General features: G+C 54.5%; 18 protein-coding genes and 1 other RNA gene. 11 read left to right on the forward strand and 8 right to left on the reverse strand.

All coding sequences use genetic code 11. The annotated features are described in order from the left end of the window. Positions 1-74: 74 nt before the first annotated feature. From AB8881_03185 to AB8881_03215, 7 genes are all read right to left on the reverse strand, one after another. A complete protein-coding gene (locus AB8881_03185) occupies positions 75-569 on the reverse strand; it encodes a glutathione peroxidase (protein XDZ63901.1) in 495 nt (164 codons plus the stop codon). A gap of 439 nt (positions 570-1008) precedes the next feature. Next, positions 1009-1383 (reverse strand): rhodanese-like domain-containing protein, encoded by a 375-nt coding sequence (locus AB8881_03190; GenBank protein XDZ63902.1) that lies wholly within the window; start codon positions 1381-1383, stop codon positions 1009-1011. A gap of 169 nt (positions 1384-1552) precedes the next feature. After that, on the reverse strand, positions 1553-2491 hold the full coding sequence (locus tag AB8881_03195) for a homocysteine S-methyltransferase family protein (GenBank protein ID XDZ63903.1): 939 nt from the start codon (positions 2489-2491) through the stop codon (positions 1553-1555). 43 nt (positions 2492-2534) lie between these two features. Then, positions 2535-2744, reverse strand: coding sequence for a hypothetical protein (locus AB8881_03200; GenBank protein XDZ63904.1), 210 nt, complete (start codon positions 2742-2744; stop codon positions 2535-2537). 7 nt (positions 2745-2751) lie between these two features. Further along, positions 2752-2949 carry a hypothetical protein gene (locus AB8881_03205; protein ID XDZ63905.1) on the reverse strand — a complete coding sequence of 66 codons (198 nt, stop codon included), beginning with the start codon at positions 2947-2949 and terminating at the stop codon, positions 2752-2754. Positions 2950-3000: 51 nt separating this feature from the next. Continuing rightward, the gene (locus AB8881_03210; GenBank protein ID XDZ63906.1) at positions 3001-3393 is read right to left on the reverse strand and encodes a DUF2237 family protein; all 393 of its coding nucleotides are present in this window, start codon (positions 3391-3393) and stop codon (positions 3001-3003) included. 4 nt (positions 3394-3397) lie between these two features. Then, the gene (locus AB8881_03215; GenBank protein ID XDZ63907.1) at positions 3398-4123 is read right to left on the reverse strand and encodes a lysophospholipid acyltransferase family protein; all 726 of its coding nucleotides are present in this window, start codon (positions 4121-4123) and stop codon (positions 3398-3400) included. Between the two features lie 109 nt (positions 4124-4232). Between AB8881_03215 and AB8881_03220 the strand changes: the two genes are divergently transcribed. Continuing rightward, a complete protein-coding gene (locus AB8881_03220; GenBank protein ID XDZ63908.1) occupies positions 4233-4598 on the forward strand; it encodes a hypothetical protein in 366 nt (121 codons plus the stop codon). A gap of 48 nt (positions 4599-4646) precedes the next feature. Here AB8881_03220 and AB8881_03225 read toward each other — a convergent pair whose 3' ends face one another. Beyond that, complete coding sequence (locus AB8881_03225; protein ID XDZ63909.1) at positions 4647-4925, reverse strand: sulfurtransferase TusA family protein; 279 nt, start codon at positions 4923-4925, stop codon at positions 4647-4649. Between the two features lie 129 nt (positions 4926-5054). On the opposite strand from AB8881_03225, the gene AB8881_03230 reads away from it, so the two are divergent. The 10 genes from AB8881_03230 (at position 5055) to mraY (ending at position 16184) form a co-directional block, all read left to right on the forward strand. Continuing rightward, positions 5055-5777 carry a TerB family tellurite resistance protein gene (locus AB8881_03230; GenBank protein XDZ63910.1) on the forward strand — a complete coding sequence of 241 codons (723 nt, stop codon included), beginning with the start codon at positions 5055-5057 and terminating at the stop codon, positions 5775-5777. A gap of 20 nt (positions 5778-5797) precedes the next feature. Beyond that, the gene (locus tag AB8881_03235; GenBank protein XDZ63911.1) at positions 5798-7669 is read left to right on the forward strand and encodes an ABC-F family ATP-binding cassette domain-containing protein; all 1872 of its coding nucleotides are present in this window, start codon (positions 5798-5800) and stop codon (positions 7667-7669) included. A gap of 85 nt (positions 7670-7754) precedes the next feature. Next, an RNA gene (gene rnpB, locus AB8881_03240) (RNase P RNA component class A) lies at positions 7755-8139 on the forward strand. 430 nt (positions 8140-8569) lie between these two features. After that, the gene (locus AB8881_03245; GenBank protein XDZ63912.1) at positions 8570-9049 is read left to right on the forward strand and encodes a division/cell wall cluster transcriptional repressor MraZ; all 480 of its coding nucleotides are present in this window, start codon (positions 8570-8572) and stop codon (positions 9047-9049) included. Continuing rightward, positions 9049-10077 (forward strand): 16S rRNA (cytosine(1402)-N(4))-methyltransferase RsmH, encoded by a 1029-nt coding sequence (rsmH, locus tag AB8881_03250; GenBank protein XDZ63913.1) that lies wholly within the window; start codon positions 9049-9051, stop codon positions 10075-10077. The genes AB8881_03245 and rsmH overlap by 1 nt, the downstream gene beginning before the upstream one ends. Continuing rightward, positions 10068-10466: a hypothetical protein gene (locus AB8881_03255; protein XDZ63914.1), complete on the forward strand. Its 399-nt coding sequence runs from the start codon at positions 10068-10070 to the stop codon at positions 10464-10466. The genes rsmH and AB8881_03255 overlap by 10 nt, the downstream gene beginning before the upstream one ends. Next, complete coding sequence (locus AB8881_03260; protein XDZ63915.1) at positions 10463-12172, forward strand: peptidoglycan D,D-transpeptidase FtsI family protein; 1710 nt, start codon at positions 10463-10465, stop codon at positions 12170-12172. Before AB8881_03255 ends, AB8881_03260 begins: the two co-directional genes overlap by 4 nt. After that, entirely contained in the window at positions 12159-13667 is a 1509-nt protein-coding gene (locus AB8881_03265) for a UDP-N-acetylmuramoyl-L-alanyl-D-glutamate--2,6-diaminopimelate ligase (GenBank protein XDZ63916.1), read from the forward strand. The genes AB8881_03260 and AB8881_03265 overlap by 14 nt, the downstream gene beginning before the upstream one ends. Next, entirely contained in the window at positions 13664-15106 is a 1443-nt protein-coding gene (murF, locus tag AB8881_03270; protein XDZ63917.1) for a UDP-N-acetylmuramoyl-tripeptide--D-alanyl-D-alanine ligase, read from the forward strand. The genes AB8881_03265 and murF overlap by 4 nt, the downstream gene beginning before the upstream one ends. Continuing rightward, complete coding sequence (gene mraY / locus AB8881_03275; protein XDZ63918.1) at positions 15096-16184, forward strand: phospho-N-acetylmuramoyl-pentapeptide-transferase; 1089 nt, start codon at positions 15096-15098, stop codon at positions 16182-16184. The genes murF and mraY overlap by 11 nt, the downstream gene beginning before the upstream one ends. Positions 16185-16192 lie beyond the last annotated feature (8 nt).

Genomic DNA, 16192 nt, shown 5'->3' on the forward strand with positions numbered 1-16192 from the left:
ATCACGCCGCTAATAAAAACGGCAAATCTAGCACAGATATCCGGACTAAACAGCGAAATAGGCCAAGCTGGAAATCACTTAGCCAGCGCCGCGTCGATTGCTTTGCGAAGGCGGGCGCTATTCGGGCCGGTGGTCGAGGCAAACCAATCAACCAAGGCACCATTACCGTCGATCAAATGCTTGTGGAAATTCCAGCGCGGAACCGCTAATCCGCCATGCGCCTCGGCAATCCATTTGTAATAGGGATGCGCATTCGGGCCTTTGACATGAACGATATCGGCCATTGGAAAATCAATGCCATAATTGATCGTGCAGAATTCTTTTACCTGTTTGGCATCGTCCAGTTCCTGCCCGCCAAAATCATCGCTTGGAACGCCGATGACGACCAAACCCTTGTCCCTATATTCCGCCCACAGGCTCTGTAACCCCTCATATTGACCGGTAAAACCGCACATTGAGGCAGTATTCACCAGCAAAATGACGTTCCCCTGAAACTTTGACAATGGTAAATTATCACCATCAATACTAGAAAAACTGAAATCATGGGCAGTGGCAGCAACGGCAGGCATCACGCCTCCTTTAAGCAGAAAAATGGCAAAAATCAGCAATAGTCGGTGGATCAGTTTTCGTGTCATGCGGTGATAGTTAGGTGCCGCGGTCAGCAAACGCAAGTCCCCAACGCCCCCGCATCACTAAAAAACACATGACAGCATGGTATTTTACTCATAGGCTATCCTGGCTTATGCAACTTATGAAAAGGAGGTGATCTGATGTCTAGTGATACACGGTTTGGTTCAAACGGCTTGGTTTCTGTTTTGCGGGCTCAGGAGCAGCCTTCTGGGCGCGCCTAGAGCAGAAATTGACAGAGATAACATCCTGAAAAACAGGTCTGTTTGATGACCGATCACGAAAAGGGGGGCAAACGCCCCCTTTTTTTATCGCCCAAACAAATTTATCGCGTCACTGGCAATCGCGGACAGAAATGATCTAACCGTGCATCCGGCGGCCCTACGCCTCAGATTTACCGCCAGCCGCAATCCACTCAGAGATGCCGCCAACATTAGACACATTATGATAGCCCATTTCCCTTAGTGTTTTTCCGGCAAGCGCGGCCTGCCCGCCAGCACCACAAACAAGAACGATGTCGGCGTCTTTGGACAATTTGGCATTGAAATATGGCAGATTTTCATCAGCGGCAAATTCCAGAAAACCTCGCGGAATGCGAAGCGCACCGGCGATTGTGCCGCTTTTCGCGATATCACCGCTGTCGCGTACATCAATAAATAAACTGGCACCAGCGTCATGTTTTGCAATGCCGTCCGCCGGCGAAATGCGCGGCACGATCGCATTGGCTTCTTCAAGATATTGTTTAGCATTTTTCATAGGATGGGCCTTTCAACTCGTATGAGTCCGTAAGAGGAATACGGCTAATAATCACACATGCTATAGCTTGCGCATAGGTAAATCAGGTGGAAATTATAAAACTTCACCGCCTCTTCTGGCAAACAGAAAAATGATCACCACTGGTTCCACCCGATGGCATAAACCGGGGCTAGCCGTTTAACCGCGCAACCACCTGCCGCAGATGATCAGGCGAAATACCGCAACAGCCACCAATAATCCTTGCACCTGACGCCGCCCATTTCACCGCATAATCAGCATAGGCATCGGGGGTGATATCACCGCGCAATTCATGCAAGGTTTGATTGGCGCCACCATAGGTCTTTTCGATCAGCGGAAAGGCATTCGCCAACACCCCGACAAGCGGCGGCACTTTATCAGCAAAACCGGCCCTATCATTAAAATTAGCCCTGTCATTAAAATAGGTAACAACTGCCTGCACCGCATCATCCATAATCTCGGGCTGGCTGCAATTAAACAAGATCGCGCTCGGCACGGCCATATTAGACCCTGAGCCGATTATCGCCAGAAGATCAGTCAATAATTCACCCGAGCGCAGCATTGGCTTGCCAGCAACCGGGTGTGCATCCTCCAATGTCAAAGACAGCCATACCGGTTTTGTTGTATCGGCGAACACCTCTAAAAAACAGCGCGCCTCGGCAATCGAGCTATGCGTCTCGGCCATAAACAAATCGGCATAAGGGTCAAGATGATGACGGAACAGGGCAATCATATCGGCCGCCCGCTTGGCATCAAACTTGTCTGGCTGATAAGATCCAAACATTGGCGGCACACCAGCTGCAACCGTAACCGGGTGCGGCGCCGCATCGGCTGCACCGCGCGCCAATTGACCGGCAAGGTCGAGCAACGCCCCAGCCTGATCACGGAACCGATCTTCACCGATATGAAACGGGACGACTGCATAGCTGTTGGTGGTGATGATATTGGCACCAGCCTCAATGAAGGCGGCATGCGCCTCGGCAATAAATTCTGGGCCTTCCATCAGCGCAAGCGCCGACCATTCTGGCTGGCGAAACGGCGCACCCATCGCCTGCAACTGTCGGCCCAAGCCACCATCGAGAATAATCATTATCGTGCCTTCTCCAGATAAAGACCCAAAACCTTACAGCAGCCTAGTCTAGCGTAAAGCCGCACATAGCCGCAATCTGGCGGACAATTTCACTGTTACGCAACGCAAATGGCAGCACCGCCACCGCCAGCAACACCAGCCCCAGCCAGATCATCCAGACTGAACGGTCGGCGTGATGCGTCGATTCATTTTTATCATTTTGTCGGTTGGCTTGCCCCATTTCCACCTCGGTGGCTGCCCCTCTTATCTTCATCCAATATCTATATCTTCATCAGAAACTCAAGGCCCGATTGGCTGCCAACATAAAGACCCGGCTTTTTCATCTGCAACGAGATTAAAAGCCCGCCCTGATCCAGCGCCACATCAACCCGGCTGCCCTGAATTCGCACAATCGTTCCAGCCGCTATTTGATCATTATCAATACAGGTCAAATTCACTTTTTTGTTCAGGCTAAGCATCGGCGGCAATCCCCTTTCAATTGGTTATAACAGCGACCCAGACTAGCCGGATTAATTCAAATCAATCGCATGCGCCTTCAGATCATCTAGCTGGCACAATGCCAACGTCACCTGATTAGTCGCAGCAAGCCGAACTTTGGGCGCCTTGCCAGCAACCCGCGCCTGTTCCCACCGTGCCGCGCAAAGACACCATTGATCACCGGCCTTCAACCCGGGAAAGCCAAATTCAGGATGCGGCGTCGACAGATCATTGCCAGCGTCTTTGCTAAAGGCCAGAAACGCATCGGTCATAATCGCGCATACCGTATGCAGCCCCATATCGGACGGTCCTGTATTACAGCAGCCATCACGAAAAAAACCTGTAACCGGGTCATGCGAGCAGCTTTCAAGAGCGCCGCCAAGCACATTTAGTTGCCGTTGTGGGCGACCGCCTGATCCATCCATGTTTTTATGCCCTTTTTCGATTATCGGCAAACCCATCATCAAGGCTTGCCATCCGGTCTTCAATACGCTGTTTCAGCGTCGACATGAAGTTTTTTCGATCAAGTCCCGGATCAATGGGCTCAAGAAATTCGACGGTCACCAGCCCCGGATATTTCATCCAGCTATTGCGCGGCCAGACATGGCCCGAATTCAGCGCCACCGGCACCACCGGCAGGCCGGTTGCCTCATACAGCGCGAAAACACCAATCTCATACGGATGATCAACGCCCGGCGCAACACGGGTGCCTTGCGGAAAAATTAGCATCGAGCGGCCTTTTTTTGCCAGTTCCTTTCCGGCAACACGCATATCACGAAGCGCCTTCATCCCCGCCGACCGATCAACCGGAATACAGCCGGTTTTCAAAAAAAACCAGCCAATGATCGGCAGGCGCAATAATTCTTTTTTCAACACAAAAGCCGGTGCCGATAAAAGCCAGCTAAGAATGATAGTTTCCCATGCCGATTGATGCTTAACCGCATAAAGCACCTGACGATCAAGCTGGCGATCACCACTGACCGATTGTTTAATGCCAATCATCGCCAGCAGCAGATAGGCCATATAGCCCCAGAACCGGGCAACCCCTCGCGCACAGCGTGACGGCAATAATAAGACCGGCCCCATGACAATGACCAGAACGCCGGTACCGACATAAAACAAGCTGTTAAACACGAGAGATTTCAGATAAACCATGCGCGGATGTTAGGCAGAAACCAGTCTGGCTTCAATAGTCAAAGCACTACAAAACTCGAAAATCTGGGCTATTTTTGACAATGCTAATCCGGCAATGAGGAACGGGCAGATGCCATCGACACATGACCAAGATCACATTTGGCATCGGCGCGCCGCGATGGCACTTGCCAGCGTAGCCGAGACCGGCCGCACCATTACCTATGCTGATCTGGCCGATGCGGCCAGCATTCCGGCACCGCACCGCATCAATAAATTGACCCAATGGCTAGAGGCGACAATGCGCGAGGATCATGCGGCTGGCAGGCCGCTTCGCGCCGCATTGGTGATATCACGTAACCGGGGCGGCTTGCCTGCGCCCGGCTTTTTTCAGCTGTGCGGCGAGCTTGGACTTTACCAGGCATCAGCCAGCAGCATTGCGGCGGCGCAATTTCACCAAACCATGCTAGATGCGCTGCGATCCCGCATAAAAGACTAGACAAATGCGCCAACAAAACAGGCCCGCACGCAACCAGCCTTAAAAAAATCACCCAGCAGCTTTAGCAATTCGCATGGTGAATACGCCATCCTTGGCCGTGCTTTCCAGCAACTCATGTCCACCAGTCTGGCAGAAATGATCAAAATCCAGCGGTGCCGCCGGATCATCAGCCATCACCACAAGCACAGCCCCCGCTGGCATCTGGCCTATTTGACGGCGCGCCTTTAACACCGGCAGAGGGCATTTAAGGCCGGTCAAATCCATCGTTACCGATGCAGCATCATCGCCGGCAACCGGCGTGGGTTGGGTATTTATCGTATCGTTCATGGGCGCCACCATAAATCCAGCCGCAGCGAATTGCCAGCCCCATTTTGCGAATTTCACGGCCTGCGTTTTTCACCGCTAAATCGCCTGATAAACCTTGCCTTTCACACCTGGTGCCAGCTAGATAAGGCCATGAGCATTTGGGGCATTATTATCGGCGGCACGGCGGGGTTTGCGCTTGGCGGGCCCATTGGCGGATTGCTTGGGGCGATGGCTGGCCATGCGGTCGAGTCTAAATTCGTGCCAGCAAAGCCTGATCCACAGGCAACACGGCGCGTTGCCTTTACCGTTGCGGTCATCGCCCTATCAGCAAAAATGGCCAAGGCTGACGGCGTCGTGACACGTGATGAAATTGCCGCGTTTCGCGCCCGTGTCCATATCCCCCCTGCCGAGGTGAAGCAGGTCGGCCGCTTTTGGGATTTGGCACGCCAGACGCCCGACGGATTTGAGGATTACGCCAAACAAGTGTTGCGGCTATTCGCGCCGCGCGCGCCCGTGCTGGAACAATTGCTTGACCTGCTGTTTCACATCGCCCAGTCAGATGGCGATATTACCGGGCCAGAATTATCCTATTTGACAACAGTTGCCGATATTTTTGGGTTTGATCAGGCCAGCTTTGACCGGCTGTTGGCACTGCATCAATCAAATAGCCCCTCGCCATATGAAATTTTGGGGGTGAGCCGTGATATTGATGATGCGGGGCTGCGCAAACATTGGAAACATCTGGCGCGCACCCATCACCCCGATACATTGACCGCCGAGGGAATGCCTGAAGAATTTATCGCCGCAGCAAATGATCGGCTTGCCAAAATCAATGCCGCCTATGACACTATTGCCCGCCAGCGCGGCCTTTAAATGACAGGGAAATAAAACCAATGGCGCCCCCGCTTTTGACCATTGCCGATGCTGGCGTCAATCTTGGCGATCGCTGGCTGCTTCGGGGCGCTGACCTATCGCTTCATGCTGGCGACCGGCTGGCACTTGTTGGGCCAAATGGTGCCGGTAAATCGACGCTGATGAAGCTGTTATCGGGGCATGGCGAAATGGATGAGGGCACCTTGTGGGTGGCCCCCGGTGCCGAGATCGCCTATCTGCCGCAAGCCCCGCAGATCCCATCTGGGATGAGCCTGCGCTCGATTGTGATAGCCGGCATGGATGTCACCGCGCACGGGCACAAGGCCGATGCAATGCTGATGCGGATGGGGCTTGATCCGATGCGGGTCAGTGACGGGCTGTCGGGCGGCGAGGCACGGCGGGTATCGCTGGCACGCGCGCTTTACACCAAGCCCGATATTCTGCTTCTTGACGAGCCAACCAACCATATGGATCTGCCAACGATTGAATGGATGGAAGATATGTTGCGCCAGCATCGAGGGGCGCTTTTAGTGGTCAGCCACGACCGTGCTTTTTTACGGAACCTTGGCACGGGAATCATCTGGCTACATGACAGCAAACTGCGACGACGCGACGGTCATTTCGACGAATTTGAAGCCTGGTCTGACGGTATTCTTGCCGAAGAAGCGGTGGTGCTGCATAAGATGGATCGCCGCATTGCCAGCGAGACCAAATGGTCGCGTGAGGGCATTTCGGCACGGCGCAAACGTAATCAGGGGCGGTTGCGCGAGCTTGCCGGACTTCGCGCCGAACGTGCCAAGACGTGCGGCATCACCCAGCGCGCCATGCGCATGGAAACAGGCCCCGCTGATGGCGGCGGCCAATTGGTGCTCGAGGCGATTGATCTATGCGCCTCGGTGCCGATCACCCAGCATGGCCCGGATCAGACCAAAGCCGATGACAGCCCCGCCGAACGCCGACAATTATTGCAGCATTTCAACCTGCTGGTAAGGCGCACGGACCGCATTGGTATTGTCGGGCCAAACGGGGTGGGCAAATCCACGCTGGTGCGATTATTGCTGGAAATCACCACGCCCGATAGCGGGCGCGTGCGGCAGGGGTTTGGCCTGATACCTGCCTATTTTGACCAACGGCGCGAAGCCCTCGACCGTGATCAGTCGCCCTGGACGATCCTAAGCGCGGGCGGTAGTGATATGATCGAAGTTGCCGGCCAGACCAAACACGTCACCAGCTATCTTCGTGATTTCATGTTTGATGATGTGAAAATGACCCAGCGCGTATCGACGCTGTCGGGCGGCGAGCAAAACCGGCTATTACTGGCCAAGCTGTTTGCCCAGACGCATAATTTTCTGGTGCTTGATGAGCCAACCAATGACCTCGATATCGAAACGCTGGAATTGCTGCAAGAGGTGATTGCCGATTATGACGGCACTGTGCTGATCGTCAGCCATGACCGTGATTTTCTAGATCGCACCGTGACCGCTATTCTGGCGTTTGAAGGTGATGCCAAAATCGTTGCTCATGCGGGCGGTTATTCCGATTATCTGGCACGCAAAAAGGCCGCTGATGCCCGTAAAACCGACAAGGCCGATAATAAGAAACCGAAAAAATCTACACCAGACAAACCCAAAGGCAACCGCCCTGCCCGGCTTAGCTTTCGCGACAAGCACCGGCTGGCTACCCTGCCGGGTGAAATCGACGCAATCGACGCCGAAATTGCCGCCACTGAAGCCAAGCTGGCCGCCCCCGACCTGTTTCAAAAAGATCCCGATAAATTCAACCGCCTTGTCGACAGTCTGACGGCGCTGCGAGACAAAAAAGAACAAAAAGAGATGGAATGGCTAGAGGCCGCAGAAAAAGCCGAAGCCTTGGAGGGCAACAGCGAAGAATAGGCGTCATATGGAGAATAGGCGTCATATGGAGAATAGGCGTCATATATTGACTGCACACCACCGCCAGCTTTATAGTCCCGCCCTGTCAGATGGTCGGGTGACTGCTGCCCCTTATCGCAAGAGCGGGGGGAGAGGAAAGTCCGGGCTCCACAGGATCAGGATGCCGGGTAACGCCCGGCGGGGGCAACCCTAGGGAAAGTGCCGCAGAAAAGATACCGCCGTGGCCTGCCATGGTAAGGGTGAAATGGTGCGGTAAGAGCGCACCGCCGGTCTGGCAACAGAACGGGCATGGTAAACCCCATCCGGAGCAAGACCATATAGGGACATACGAACGGCACGCCCGTTCAGGTGCGATCCTGCATCATGTCCGGGTAGGTTGCTTGAGGCGGCTGGCAACAGCCGTTCTAGATGAATAGTCGCCAATGCTGGCAACAGCGTTACAGAACCCGGCTTACAGACCATCTGACAGATTACCCATAACAGAATGATCCCCAACCGGATAAACCTGCCACGCCTGCCGCGGCGGGTGCCTCTACCATTTGCACCAGTTCACAGGCATCTTCGGCAGAACATAGAACAAAAACAGAACATAATAATATCAAATTGATATATATTGTTATGATTCAGTGTGTTGTTGAATATTGCTTATAGATCATATTAACCGACTGAAAAGATTAGCTTTTCCCATAAAGAACTAGGTAAAACCCATTGACGTCCATCAATTCCCATGATATCCCATAATATCCCAGTTTCGGGTTTCCTTGCGGTCTTGGCCTGTCTCCCTAGCCACAAATCGCTGAAACTAAACAAAAAACTGGGCCGGAAACCGCTGGATCTAACGGGTACAGCCACCATATTCCGGATTAGTCGGCGCGGGGATGAACAGGAGCTTTGGGTATCGTGGATCTATTTCTATCCACATTTGAGCATCGCATAGATAAGAAGGGGCGCCTGTCCGTGCCGGCTCCTTTCAGATCTGTGCTTGAGCGCCGCCGCGACCCTCTTTATCTTTTCAAATCATTGACCGAGCCATGCCTTGAGGGCTGTGGGCCTGAACGGATCGGCCAGATTGTAGATGCGATCGATTCAATGGACAGCCTGTCAGCCGAGGTCGCCACCTTGCAGACCATGTTGTCGAGCGCGCAGGAAATGAAGCTTGATGCCGAAGGCAGGATCATGCTGAACGCCGATTTCATCGCCTTTGCCGAGCTGGAAGACGCCGCCCTTTATGCCGGCATCGGACGCTCGTTCCAGATCTGGCTACCTGACCGCTATCGCAACCGTGAGGCCGAGGCACGCGCCCGCGCCAAAACCACCGGATTGCCCAGCCTTCACCTAGGCCGTGCACATCAGCCCCCCGCTGAAAACGGAGGCAGCTGATGTCTGGACAAACGCTTCACCAATCTGTCCTATTAAACGAGGTGGTGGAGGCGCTTGGCCCACAAGACCGAGGCTGCTACCTTGATGCAACCTATGGTAATGGCGGCTATAGCCGTGCCATTCTTGACGCTGCTGATTGCCGGCTGCTGGCGATCGACCGCGACCCTGATGCGATTGCGCGCGGCGGCGAAATGCTGGCTGAATATAACGGCCGGTTTCACCTTGCCGAGGGCTGTTTTTCAGATATGACCGCGCTAGCGCAGGCGCATATCAATGATTTTGACGGGCTGGATGGCGCGGCATTTGACCTTGGGGTTTGTTCAACCCAGCTGGATCAGCCCGAGCGCGGTTTTTCGTTTCGGGCAGACGGCCCGCTAGATATGCGTATGTCAAAATCAGGACAAAGCGCCGCCGATATTGTCATGCAAATGGACGAGGCCGACCTTGCCCGTATTTTCTGGGAATATGGTGAAGAAAAAGCATCACGCCGTATCGCCAAGGCGATTTGCCGGGTGCGCGCCGAAACCGAAATTGCCAGCACTGGACAGCTTGCCGCCATCATCCATGATGTCATGCCAGCAAAACGCCCCGGCCAAATTGATCCGGCCACACGCAGCTTTCAGGCATTGCGTATTTTCGTGAATCGCGAGCTTGACGAATTGAGTGCCGGCCTTGAAGCGGTTGAACGGCTGTTGCGTCCGGGCGGAATCTTGGCGGTGGTATCATTCCACTCGTTAGAAGACCGAATCGTCAAACGCTTTTTGGCAACGCGCAGCCAGCACGCCGCACGGCCGTCGCGACACCGCCCCGAAGTTGATGGCCCCGCCCCCAGCTTTGAGCTGCTTAGCCGCAAAGCCATTTTGCCAATCGAGGAAGAACGCTTGCAGAACAGCCGCGCCCGTTCGGCCAAATTGCGGATTGCGCGACGAACCGATGCACCGCTTGGCAATCGGGCAGGCATTGATGGAACTGATCTGGGGTCGTCCAGCCACCCCAATGTGATGAAGGAGCAAAACCGATGCGGCTGATTCTGCTTTGCGCTCTTATATTGGTCGGACTTGGAACGACATTATATCAGGTCAAAACGGGCATCGACGAGCGCCAAGACCGGCTGCATAGCCTTGAGCTGCGCATCGCTGATACCAAACGCGATATCGCCATCCTAGAGGCAGAATGGGCCTATCTGACGCGCCCCGAGCGTATCATGACCTTGTCGGGCGATTTGTTGAAGATGACGCCAATTGGACAGGATCGGATTTTGCCGCTTGATGCCATTCCAATGCGCATTGAACTGGGCCCGACCAGCATCAAGAAAATCGCCTTTACCGCAAAACAGTCAGCAAACAAAGAGCGGTCAGATCTTAACAACCTGTCTGCTAGCAACGCTCACTCTATCCGAAATGGTATCGCCGAATGAATGCACCGCTTGGTAAATTGCGGCACTTGATTTTGCCACCCCGCCCCGATCCGACACGCTCACGGCGTATTGCCGAGGGGCGTCTGATGATTTGCTGCCTGCTTGCGCTTGGCATCTTCATCAGCATTGGAGTGCGCGTCGTTGGGCTTGCCGATGCGAATGCCAGCACCCACCTTGCCAATAGCGGTGCTGCTGTCACTGCCGAGCGTGGCCGTATTCTTGACCGCAAAGGCCGTTTGCTTGCCGGTAATTTGCCGATCACAATATTGCACGCCGATCCAAGCGAGATTATGGATATAAGCGATGCGGCGGCGAAATTAGCACCGTTATTACGGGATCATGATCAGGCAAGCCTGACCACGCTATTGAGTAAAAAAACCCGCTATGTTGAGCTTGACCGGCAATTGCCGCCAAAGCGCCATGCAGAGATATTAAAGCTTGGTATTCCTGGTGTTTATTTTGCCAAGGGCGCAACCCGTATTTATCCGCGCGATCATGCGGCGGCGCATATTCTGGGTTACGTTGACACAGATGATAATGGCATTGCCGGTATCGAAAAATCGATGAATACACAGCTGGTAGCGGGCCAAGATGTCACCTTGTCGGTTGATCTTGGGCTACAGGCGGTGATGCGGCGTGAAATTCAGCGGCAGATCGACAGCTTTGAGGCCATTGGCGGTGCTGGTATCCTGCTCGATATTCAAACCGGCGAAATGCTGGCAGTAACCTCGCTGCCCGATTTCAACCCCAACAAATTCTCCCTCGCCAGCGACGATGCGCGCTTTAACCGCGCCACCAAAGGCCTGTATGAAATGGGGTCTACCTTTAAGGTGCTGAATACCGCAATCGCACTGGAATCCGGCGCGGCGACAACCAACCAGCGTTTTGAAGTGTCAAAACCGTTGCGGATTTCGCGCTTTACCATCACCGATTATCATCCGCATAATGAGCCGCTGAATGTGCCGGAAATTCTGGTTTATTCGTCCAACATCGGATCGGCCCGCATGGCCGAGGCCATTGGCGCCCAAACCCAACGCGCCTTTATGGACAAGCTAGGCCTGCTTGACCGGCTAGATCTTGAATTGCCCGAAACATCGCGGCCTTTATCGCCAGCGCGCTGGCACCGCACCACCACGGTTACGGTTTCATATGGCCATGGCATTTCCATTTCGCCAGCCCATCTTGCCAGCGCTGTTGCCGCCGCATCCGGCAATGGTCACTGGATTCAGCCAACCCTGCTAAAGCGTCAGACCGGCGATAGCCCCCTGCGGTTGCGGGTATTTTCCGAACAGACGGCGCGCGCTGTCCGCTCGATGATGCGGCTGGTCGTCTCGCATGATGACGGCACCGGTAATTACGCCGAGGCGCGCGGCTATATGGTTGGCGGCAAAACTGGTACTGCCGAAAAAATCAAAATTGGCGGCTATAATAAGAAAGCAAACCTTGCCACCTTTGTTGCAACCTTTCCGGTTCATGATCCGCGTTATGTCATCGTCATTCTGGTTGACGAGCCAAAAGGCCAGAAACATTCGCACGGCTATGCGACTGCTGGCTGGGTCGTCGCACCAGCAATACGCCGTATTGTTGAACAGATTGCGCCGATGTTAGGGGTTCTTCCTGTTAACGAAAAATCGCCGTTAATTCGCCAAAAACTGCTGCTTGATTTCACGATTGGTAACAAGGAGGCAACGCTTGCATCTTACTGATCTTTGTCATCAGCTGATCACCATTCCAGACGGGGCTGGCACGATTAACGTGACCGGCCTTTCGGTCGATTCAACGCGGGTTGCCGCCGGCCATGTGTTTTTTGCCCTTGCCGGGACCCAGCGCAATGGCCGCGAATTTATCAGTGATGCAATTGACGCCGGGGCTGTTGCAGTTGTGACCGGTGCTGAGCCGATGGCCGCTGAGACAAGCAAGCTGGCACAAGATGCCGGCGTCCCGATTTTGCAATGCGAGAACCCGCGCCGGATCATGGCCCTGATGGCAGCACGATGCTGGACGCCGCAACCGGGCATGGTCGGTGCCGTTACCGGCACGAATGGCAAAACATCAACGACCGAATTCCTGCGCCAGCTATGGCAACGCGCAACCTGGTCAGCGGTCGCGGTTGGCACGCTTGGCATCACCGGCACCGAACTGCTGAAATCCGGCGGCGCCTTATTCAGCCTGCCGCCACTTACCACCCCTGACAGCATCAGCCTGCACGCCACCATCGCGCCATTGAGCAAAGCCGGTGTCACGCATCTTGCACTCGAAGCCAGCAGTCACGGCCTTGAGCAATACCGGCTTGATGGCCTCAATATTCACCTTGCCGCCTTTACCAATCTTAGCCGTGACCATCTAGACCATCATCAGGATATGGAAAGCTATTTTGCGGCGAAAAAGCGTCTGTTCACCGACCTGTTGAGCGACGGCGGCAGCGCTGTGGTCAATCTTGACGACGCCTATAGCCACCAGATCCTTGATAGTCTTAAAGATCGGGCGATTGTGGTGAAAACATTTGGCTATGATGAAAATGCCGATTTCCGGATCCTGTCAATCACCCCATCGGGCGACGGGCTTGATATGCAGGTGGCCTATCGAGGCGAGACTTGGCATATTCCGCTGGCGCTTTCTGGTACCTTTCAGGCACTTAATGCGCTGACTGCCGCAATCATGGCGCATCTTGGCGGCTTGCCGCTGCATGACTCGCTTGGTGCCCTGCCCTATTTAAAGGCCGCACCCGGACGGATGCAAACCGTTCACGGCCATCCATGTGGCGCACGGGTGATTGTCGATTACGCACATACACCTGATGCCTTGGCCGCCGCGTTGGGCGCGCTTCGTCCCGAGGCCACCGGCAAGCTTGCGGTGCTGTTTGGCTGCGGCGGCGACCGTGATCCGGGAAAACGCGGATTAATGGGGAAAACCGCCTGCGAAATCGCCGATGAGGTGATCGTTACCGATGATAATCCGCGCAGTGAAGACCCTGCCAGCATCCGTAAAGCCATTCTGGCTTGCTGTGCCAAGGCCAGTGAAATCGTGCCGCGTGACAAGGCCATCACCCAAGCCCTAGCAGGGTTAAAGGCAGGCGACGTTCTATTGATTGCCGGCAAGGGTCATGAAACTGGCCAGCTAATCGGCAATGAAACCTTGCCGTTTGATGATACCGCGGTTGCCAGCAACAAAATCCGTGCAATGCAGGAGGCGCTGCAATGACCGCGCCGCTATGGACAGCCGATAATCTGATTGCCGGTACTGGCGGAACATTAGGTGATCCGGCAGTCGCTTGCCCGCCAATTCTGGGCATCGAGATTGACAGCCGCAATTGTCAATCGGGAGACCTGTTTGTGGCGCTTGATGGAACGCAAAATGACGGGCATGAATTTATTGGCGATGCTGCAAAAGCCGGTGCGGCCGCCTGTCTTGTCAGCCGTCCAAACAAGGACGTTCCGATTGCCCAGATCATTGTTGAGGACCCCCTTGCCGGCCTGGCGCGCCTTGGCGATGCCGGACGCGCCCGCTTTACCGGCCAGATGATCGGCATCACCGGATCAGTTGGTAAAACCGGCAGCAAGGATATGCTGGCGCACGCGGTGGCCGCCTTTGGTAAAACCCACGCAAGCCAGCGCAGTTTTAACAATCATATTGGTGTGCCCCTGACGCTTGCCAGCCTGCCGGTCGATGCTGATTTTGCCGTTCAGGAAATGGGTATGAATGCCCCTGGCGAAATTGCCAGCCTAACCAAACTTGCACGCCCCGACATTGCGCTGATCACCCGCATCGCCAGCACCCATGGGGGCTTTTTTGAAAGTCTTGACGATATCGCCAAGGCAAAAGCTGAGATTTTTCAGGGCCTTGCCGTTAGCGGAACAGCAATTCTTAATCTTGACGATCCGTTCTATCCAGTGCTTGGCGATGCTGCACGCACGGCAGGCGCGGCGCGCATTATCACATTTGGCCGCAATGATGACGCCGAATTTTGCCTGCTTGAGGCCCGCCAGCATGATTGGGGCATGTCTGTTCACGCTGAAATCGCCGGACATGAATTGCGCTTTGAAATGGCGATGCATGGCATTCATTGGGCACAGAATGCGCTTGGGGTTCTGGCGTCGGTTGATGCGCTTGGGCTTTGCGTTGAGACGGCGGCGGCGCGCCTTGCTAGCTGTCCAACGCCAAAAGGCCGGGGCGGCCGGCAGTCAGGGCTTTATCACGGGTGCAGCATCACCTTAATTGATGACAGCTATAACGCCAGTCCAGCCTCAATGATGGCGGCCTTTGCCAGCATGAGCACGACCCCGCCAACGATCATGATCCTCAGCGAAATGCGCGAGCTTGGCGGTGCTACCGCTGCCGAACACGCCGCCTTAATGCCGCAGATTAATGCCCTTGCGCCGCGATTGGTCATTGCACTTGGCAGCGCCATGCATGGTGCGCTTGACCTTTTGGAAGACAGTATTGCGGCCATCGCCGCCGCCGACATCGCCGACGCTGTTAAGAGCCTCGATGATGCCGTTGAAGATGGCGATATTATTTTTATCAAAGGCTCGCTTGGGTCGGGATCATGGCGGGTGCGTGATGCCATATCCGCCAGCCTTGATCCTGCGACATCATCCGGCACACCAACGAAAAACGGAGGGAACAGCCATGCTGCCTGACCTGCTTGTTCCCCTGGCTGACCAGTTTCAGCCGTTTAACCTGTTCCGCTATATCACCTTTAGAACCGGCGGTGCGACAATCACTGCGCTGCTGATTGCCCTGATTTTTGGGCCGGACTTCATTCGCTGGCTGAAAACGCATCAGGCCGAGGGTCAGCCAATTCGTGATGACGGGCCGCAATCGCATCTGATCACCAAAATTGGCACGCCAACCATGGGCGGACTGTTGATCCTGATCGCCTTTGCGGTGTCAACTTTATTATGGATGCCGCTGTCCAACCCTTACCTGTGGCCGGTGCTAATGATCTCGCTTAGCTTTGGCGCCATTGGCAGTATTGATGATTGGATGAAATTGCGCAAACGCTCGCATAACGGCATGTCGGCGCGGATGAAGATGCTGCTGCAGCTGGTGATCGCGTTTTTTGCCACCTTGATTTTCATCGAATTATCGCCCGAACAGCTTCGCTATGGCGTTGCGGTTCCATTTTTAAAGGAAACGCTCATCACCATGGGGATGTTTTATGTTCCCTTTGCGATGGTGGTGATGGTTGGCGCATCAAACGCGGTTAATCTAACCGATGGTCTGGACGGGCTGGCAATTGTTCCGGTGATGATTGTCGCCGCGTGTTTTGCGCTGATTGCCTATCTTGCCGGCAACTACAATTTTGCCACTTATTTGCAGATCAACTATGTGCCGGGAACCGGCGATCTGGCGGTTATGTGCGGTGCCTTGATTGGTGCCGGATTAGGGTTTTTATGGTTTAACGCGCCGCCTGCCCGCGTGTTTATGGGTGACACTGGGTCATTGGCGCTGGGCGGTACGTTGGGCGCAATTTCAGTAGCGACCCGCCATGAGTTGGTATTGGCCATTACCGGCGGCTTGTTTGTTGTCGAAACCCTGTCAGTAATCTTGCAGGTGGCGTCGTTCAAATTAACCGGCAAGCGCATTTTCTTGATGGCACCCTTGCATCATCATTTTGAAAAAAAGGGGTGGGCCGAACCCACAATCGTTATTCGTTTCTGGATCATTGCGGTGGTGCTGGCTGTGGCTGGCCTATCGTCGCTAAAGCTGCGCTAAGGAAGGAT

The sequence above is a fragment of the Alphaproteobacteria bacterium LSUCC0396 genome, from assembly GCA_041228345.1.
Lineage (GTDB): Bacteria > Pseudomonadota > Alphaproteobacteria > Puniceispirillales > Puniceispirillaceae > UBA3439.

Excerpts from the sequence above, each read along its gene's own strand:
- AB8881_03185 (XDZ63901.1), bottom strand. The coding sequence starts at position 569 with ATGCCTGCCGTTGCTGCCACTGCCCATGATTTCAGTTTTTCTAGTATT.
- AB8881_03190 (XDZ63902.1), bottom strand. The coding sequence starts at position 1,383 with ATGAAAAATGCTAAACAATATCTTGAAGAAGCCAATGCGATCGTGCCG.
- AB8881_03195 (XDZ63903.1), bottom strand. The coding sequence starts at position 2,491 with ATGATTATTCTCGATGGTGGCTTGGGCCGACAGTTGCAGGCGATGGGT.
- AB8881_03200 (XDZ63904.1), bottom strand. The coding sequence starts at position 2,744 with ATGAAGATAAGAGGGGCAGCCACCGAGGTGGAAATGGGGCAAGCCAAC.
- AB8881_03205 (XDZ63905.1), bottom strand. The coding sequence starts at position 2,949 with ATGCTTAGCCTGAACAAAAAAGTGAATTTGACCTGTATTGATAATGAT.
- AB8881_03210 (XDZ63906.1), bottom strand. The coding sequence starts at position 3,393 with ATGGATGGATCAGGCGGTCGCCCACAACGGCAACTAAATGTGCTTGGC.
- AB8881_03215 (XDZ63907.1), bottom strand. The coding sequence starts at position 4,123 with ATGGTTTATCTGAAATCTCTCGTGTTTAACAGCTTGTTTTATGTCGGT.
- AB8881_03220 (XDZ63908.1), top strand. The coding sequence starts at position 4,233 with ATGCCATCGACACATGACCAAGATCACATTTGGCATCGGCGCGCCGCG.
- AB8881_03225 (XDZ63909.1), bottom strand. The coding sequence starts at position 4,925 with ATGAACGATACGATAAATACCCAACCCACGCCGGTTGCCGGCGATGAT.
- AB8881_03230 (XDZ63910.1), top strand. The coding sequence starts at position 5,055 with ATGAGCATTTGGGGCATTATTATCGGCGGCACGGCGGGGTTTGCGCTT.
- AB8881_03235 (XDZ63911.1), top strand. The coding sequence starts at position 5,798 with ATGGCGCCCCCGCTTTTGACCATTGCCGATGCTGGCGTCAATCTTGGC.
- rsmH (XDZ63913.1), top strand. The coding sequence starts at position 9,049 with ATGTCTGGACAAACGCTTCACCAATCTGTCCTATTAAACGAGGTGGTG.
- AB8881_03255 (XDZ63914.1), top strand. The coding sequence starts at position 10,068 with ATGCGGCTGATTCTGCTTTGCGCTCTTATATTGGTCGGACTTGGAACG.
- AB8881_03260 (XDZ63915.1), top strand. The coding sequence starts at position 10,463 with ATGAATGCACCGCTTGGTAAATTGCGGCACTTGATTTTGCCACCCCGC.
- murF (XDZ63917.1), top strand. The coding sequence starts at position 13,664 with ATGACCGCGCCGCTATGGACAGCCGATAATCTGATTGCCGGTACTGGC.
- mraY (XDZ63918.1), top strand. The coding sequence starts at position 15,096 with ATGCTGCCTGACCTGCTTGTTCCCCTGGCTGACCAGTTTCAGCCGTTT.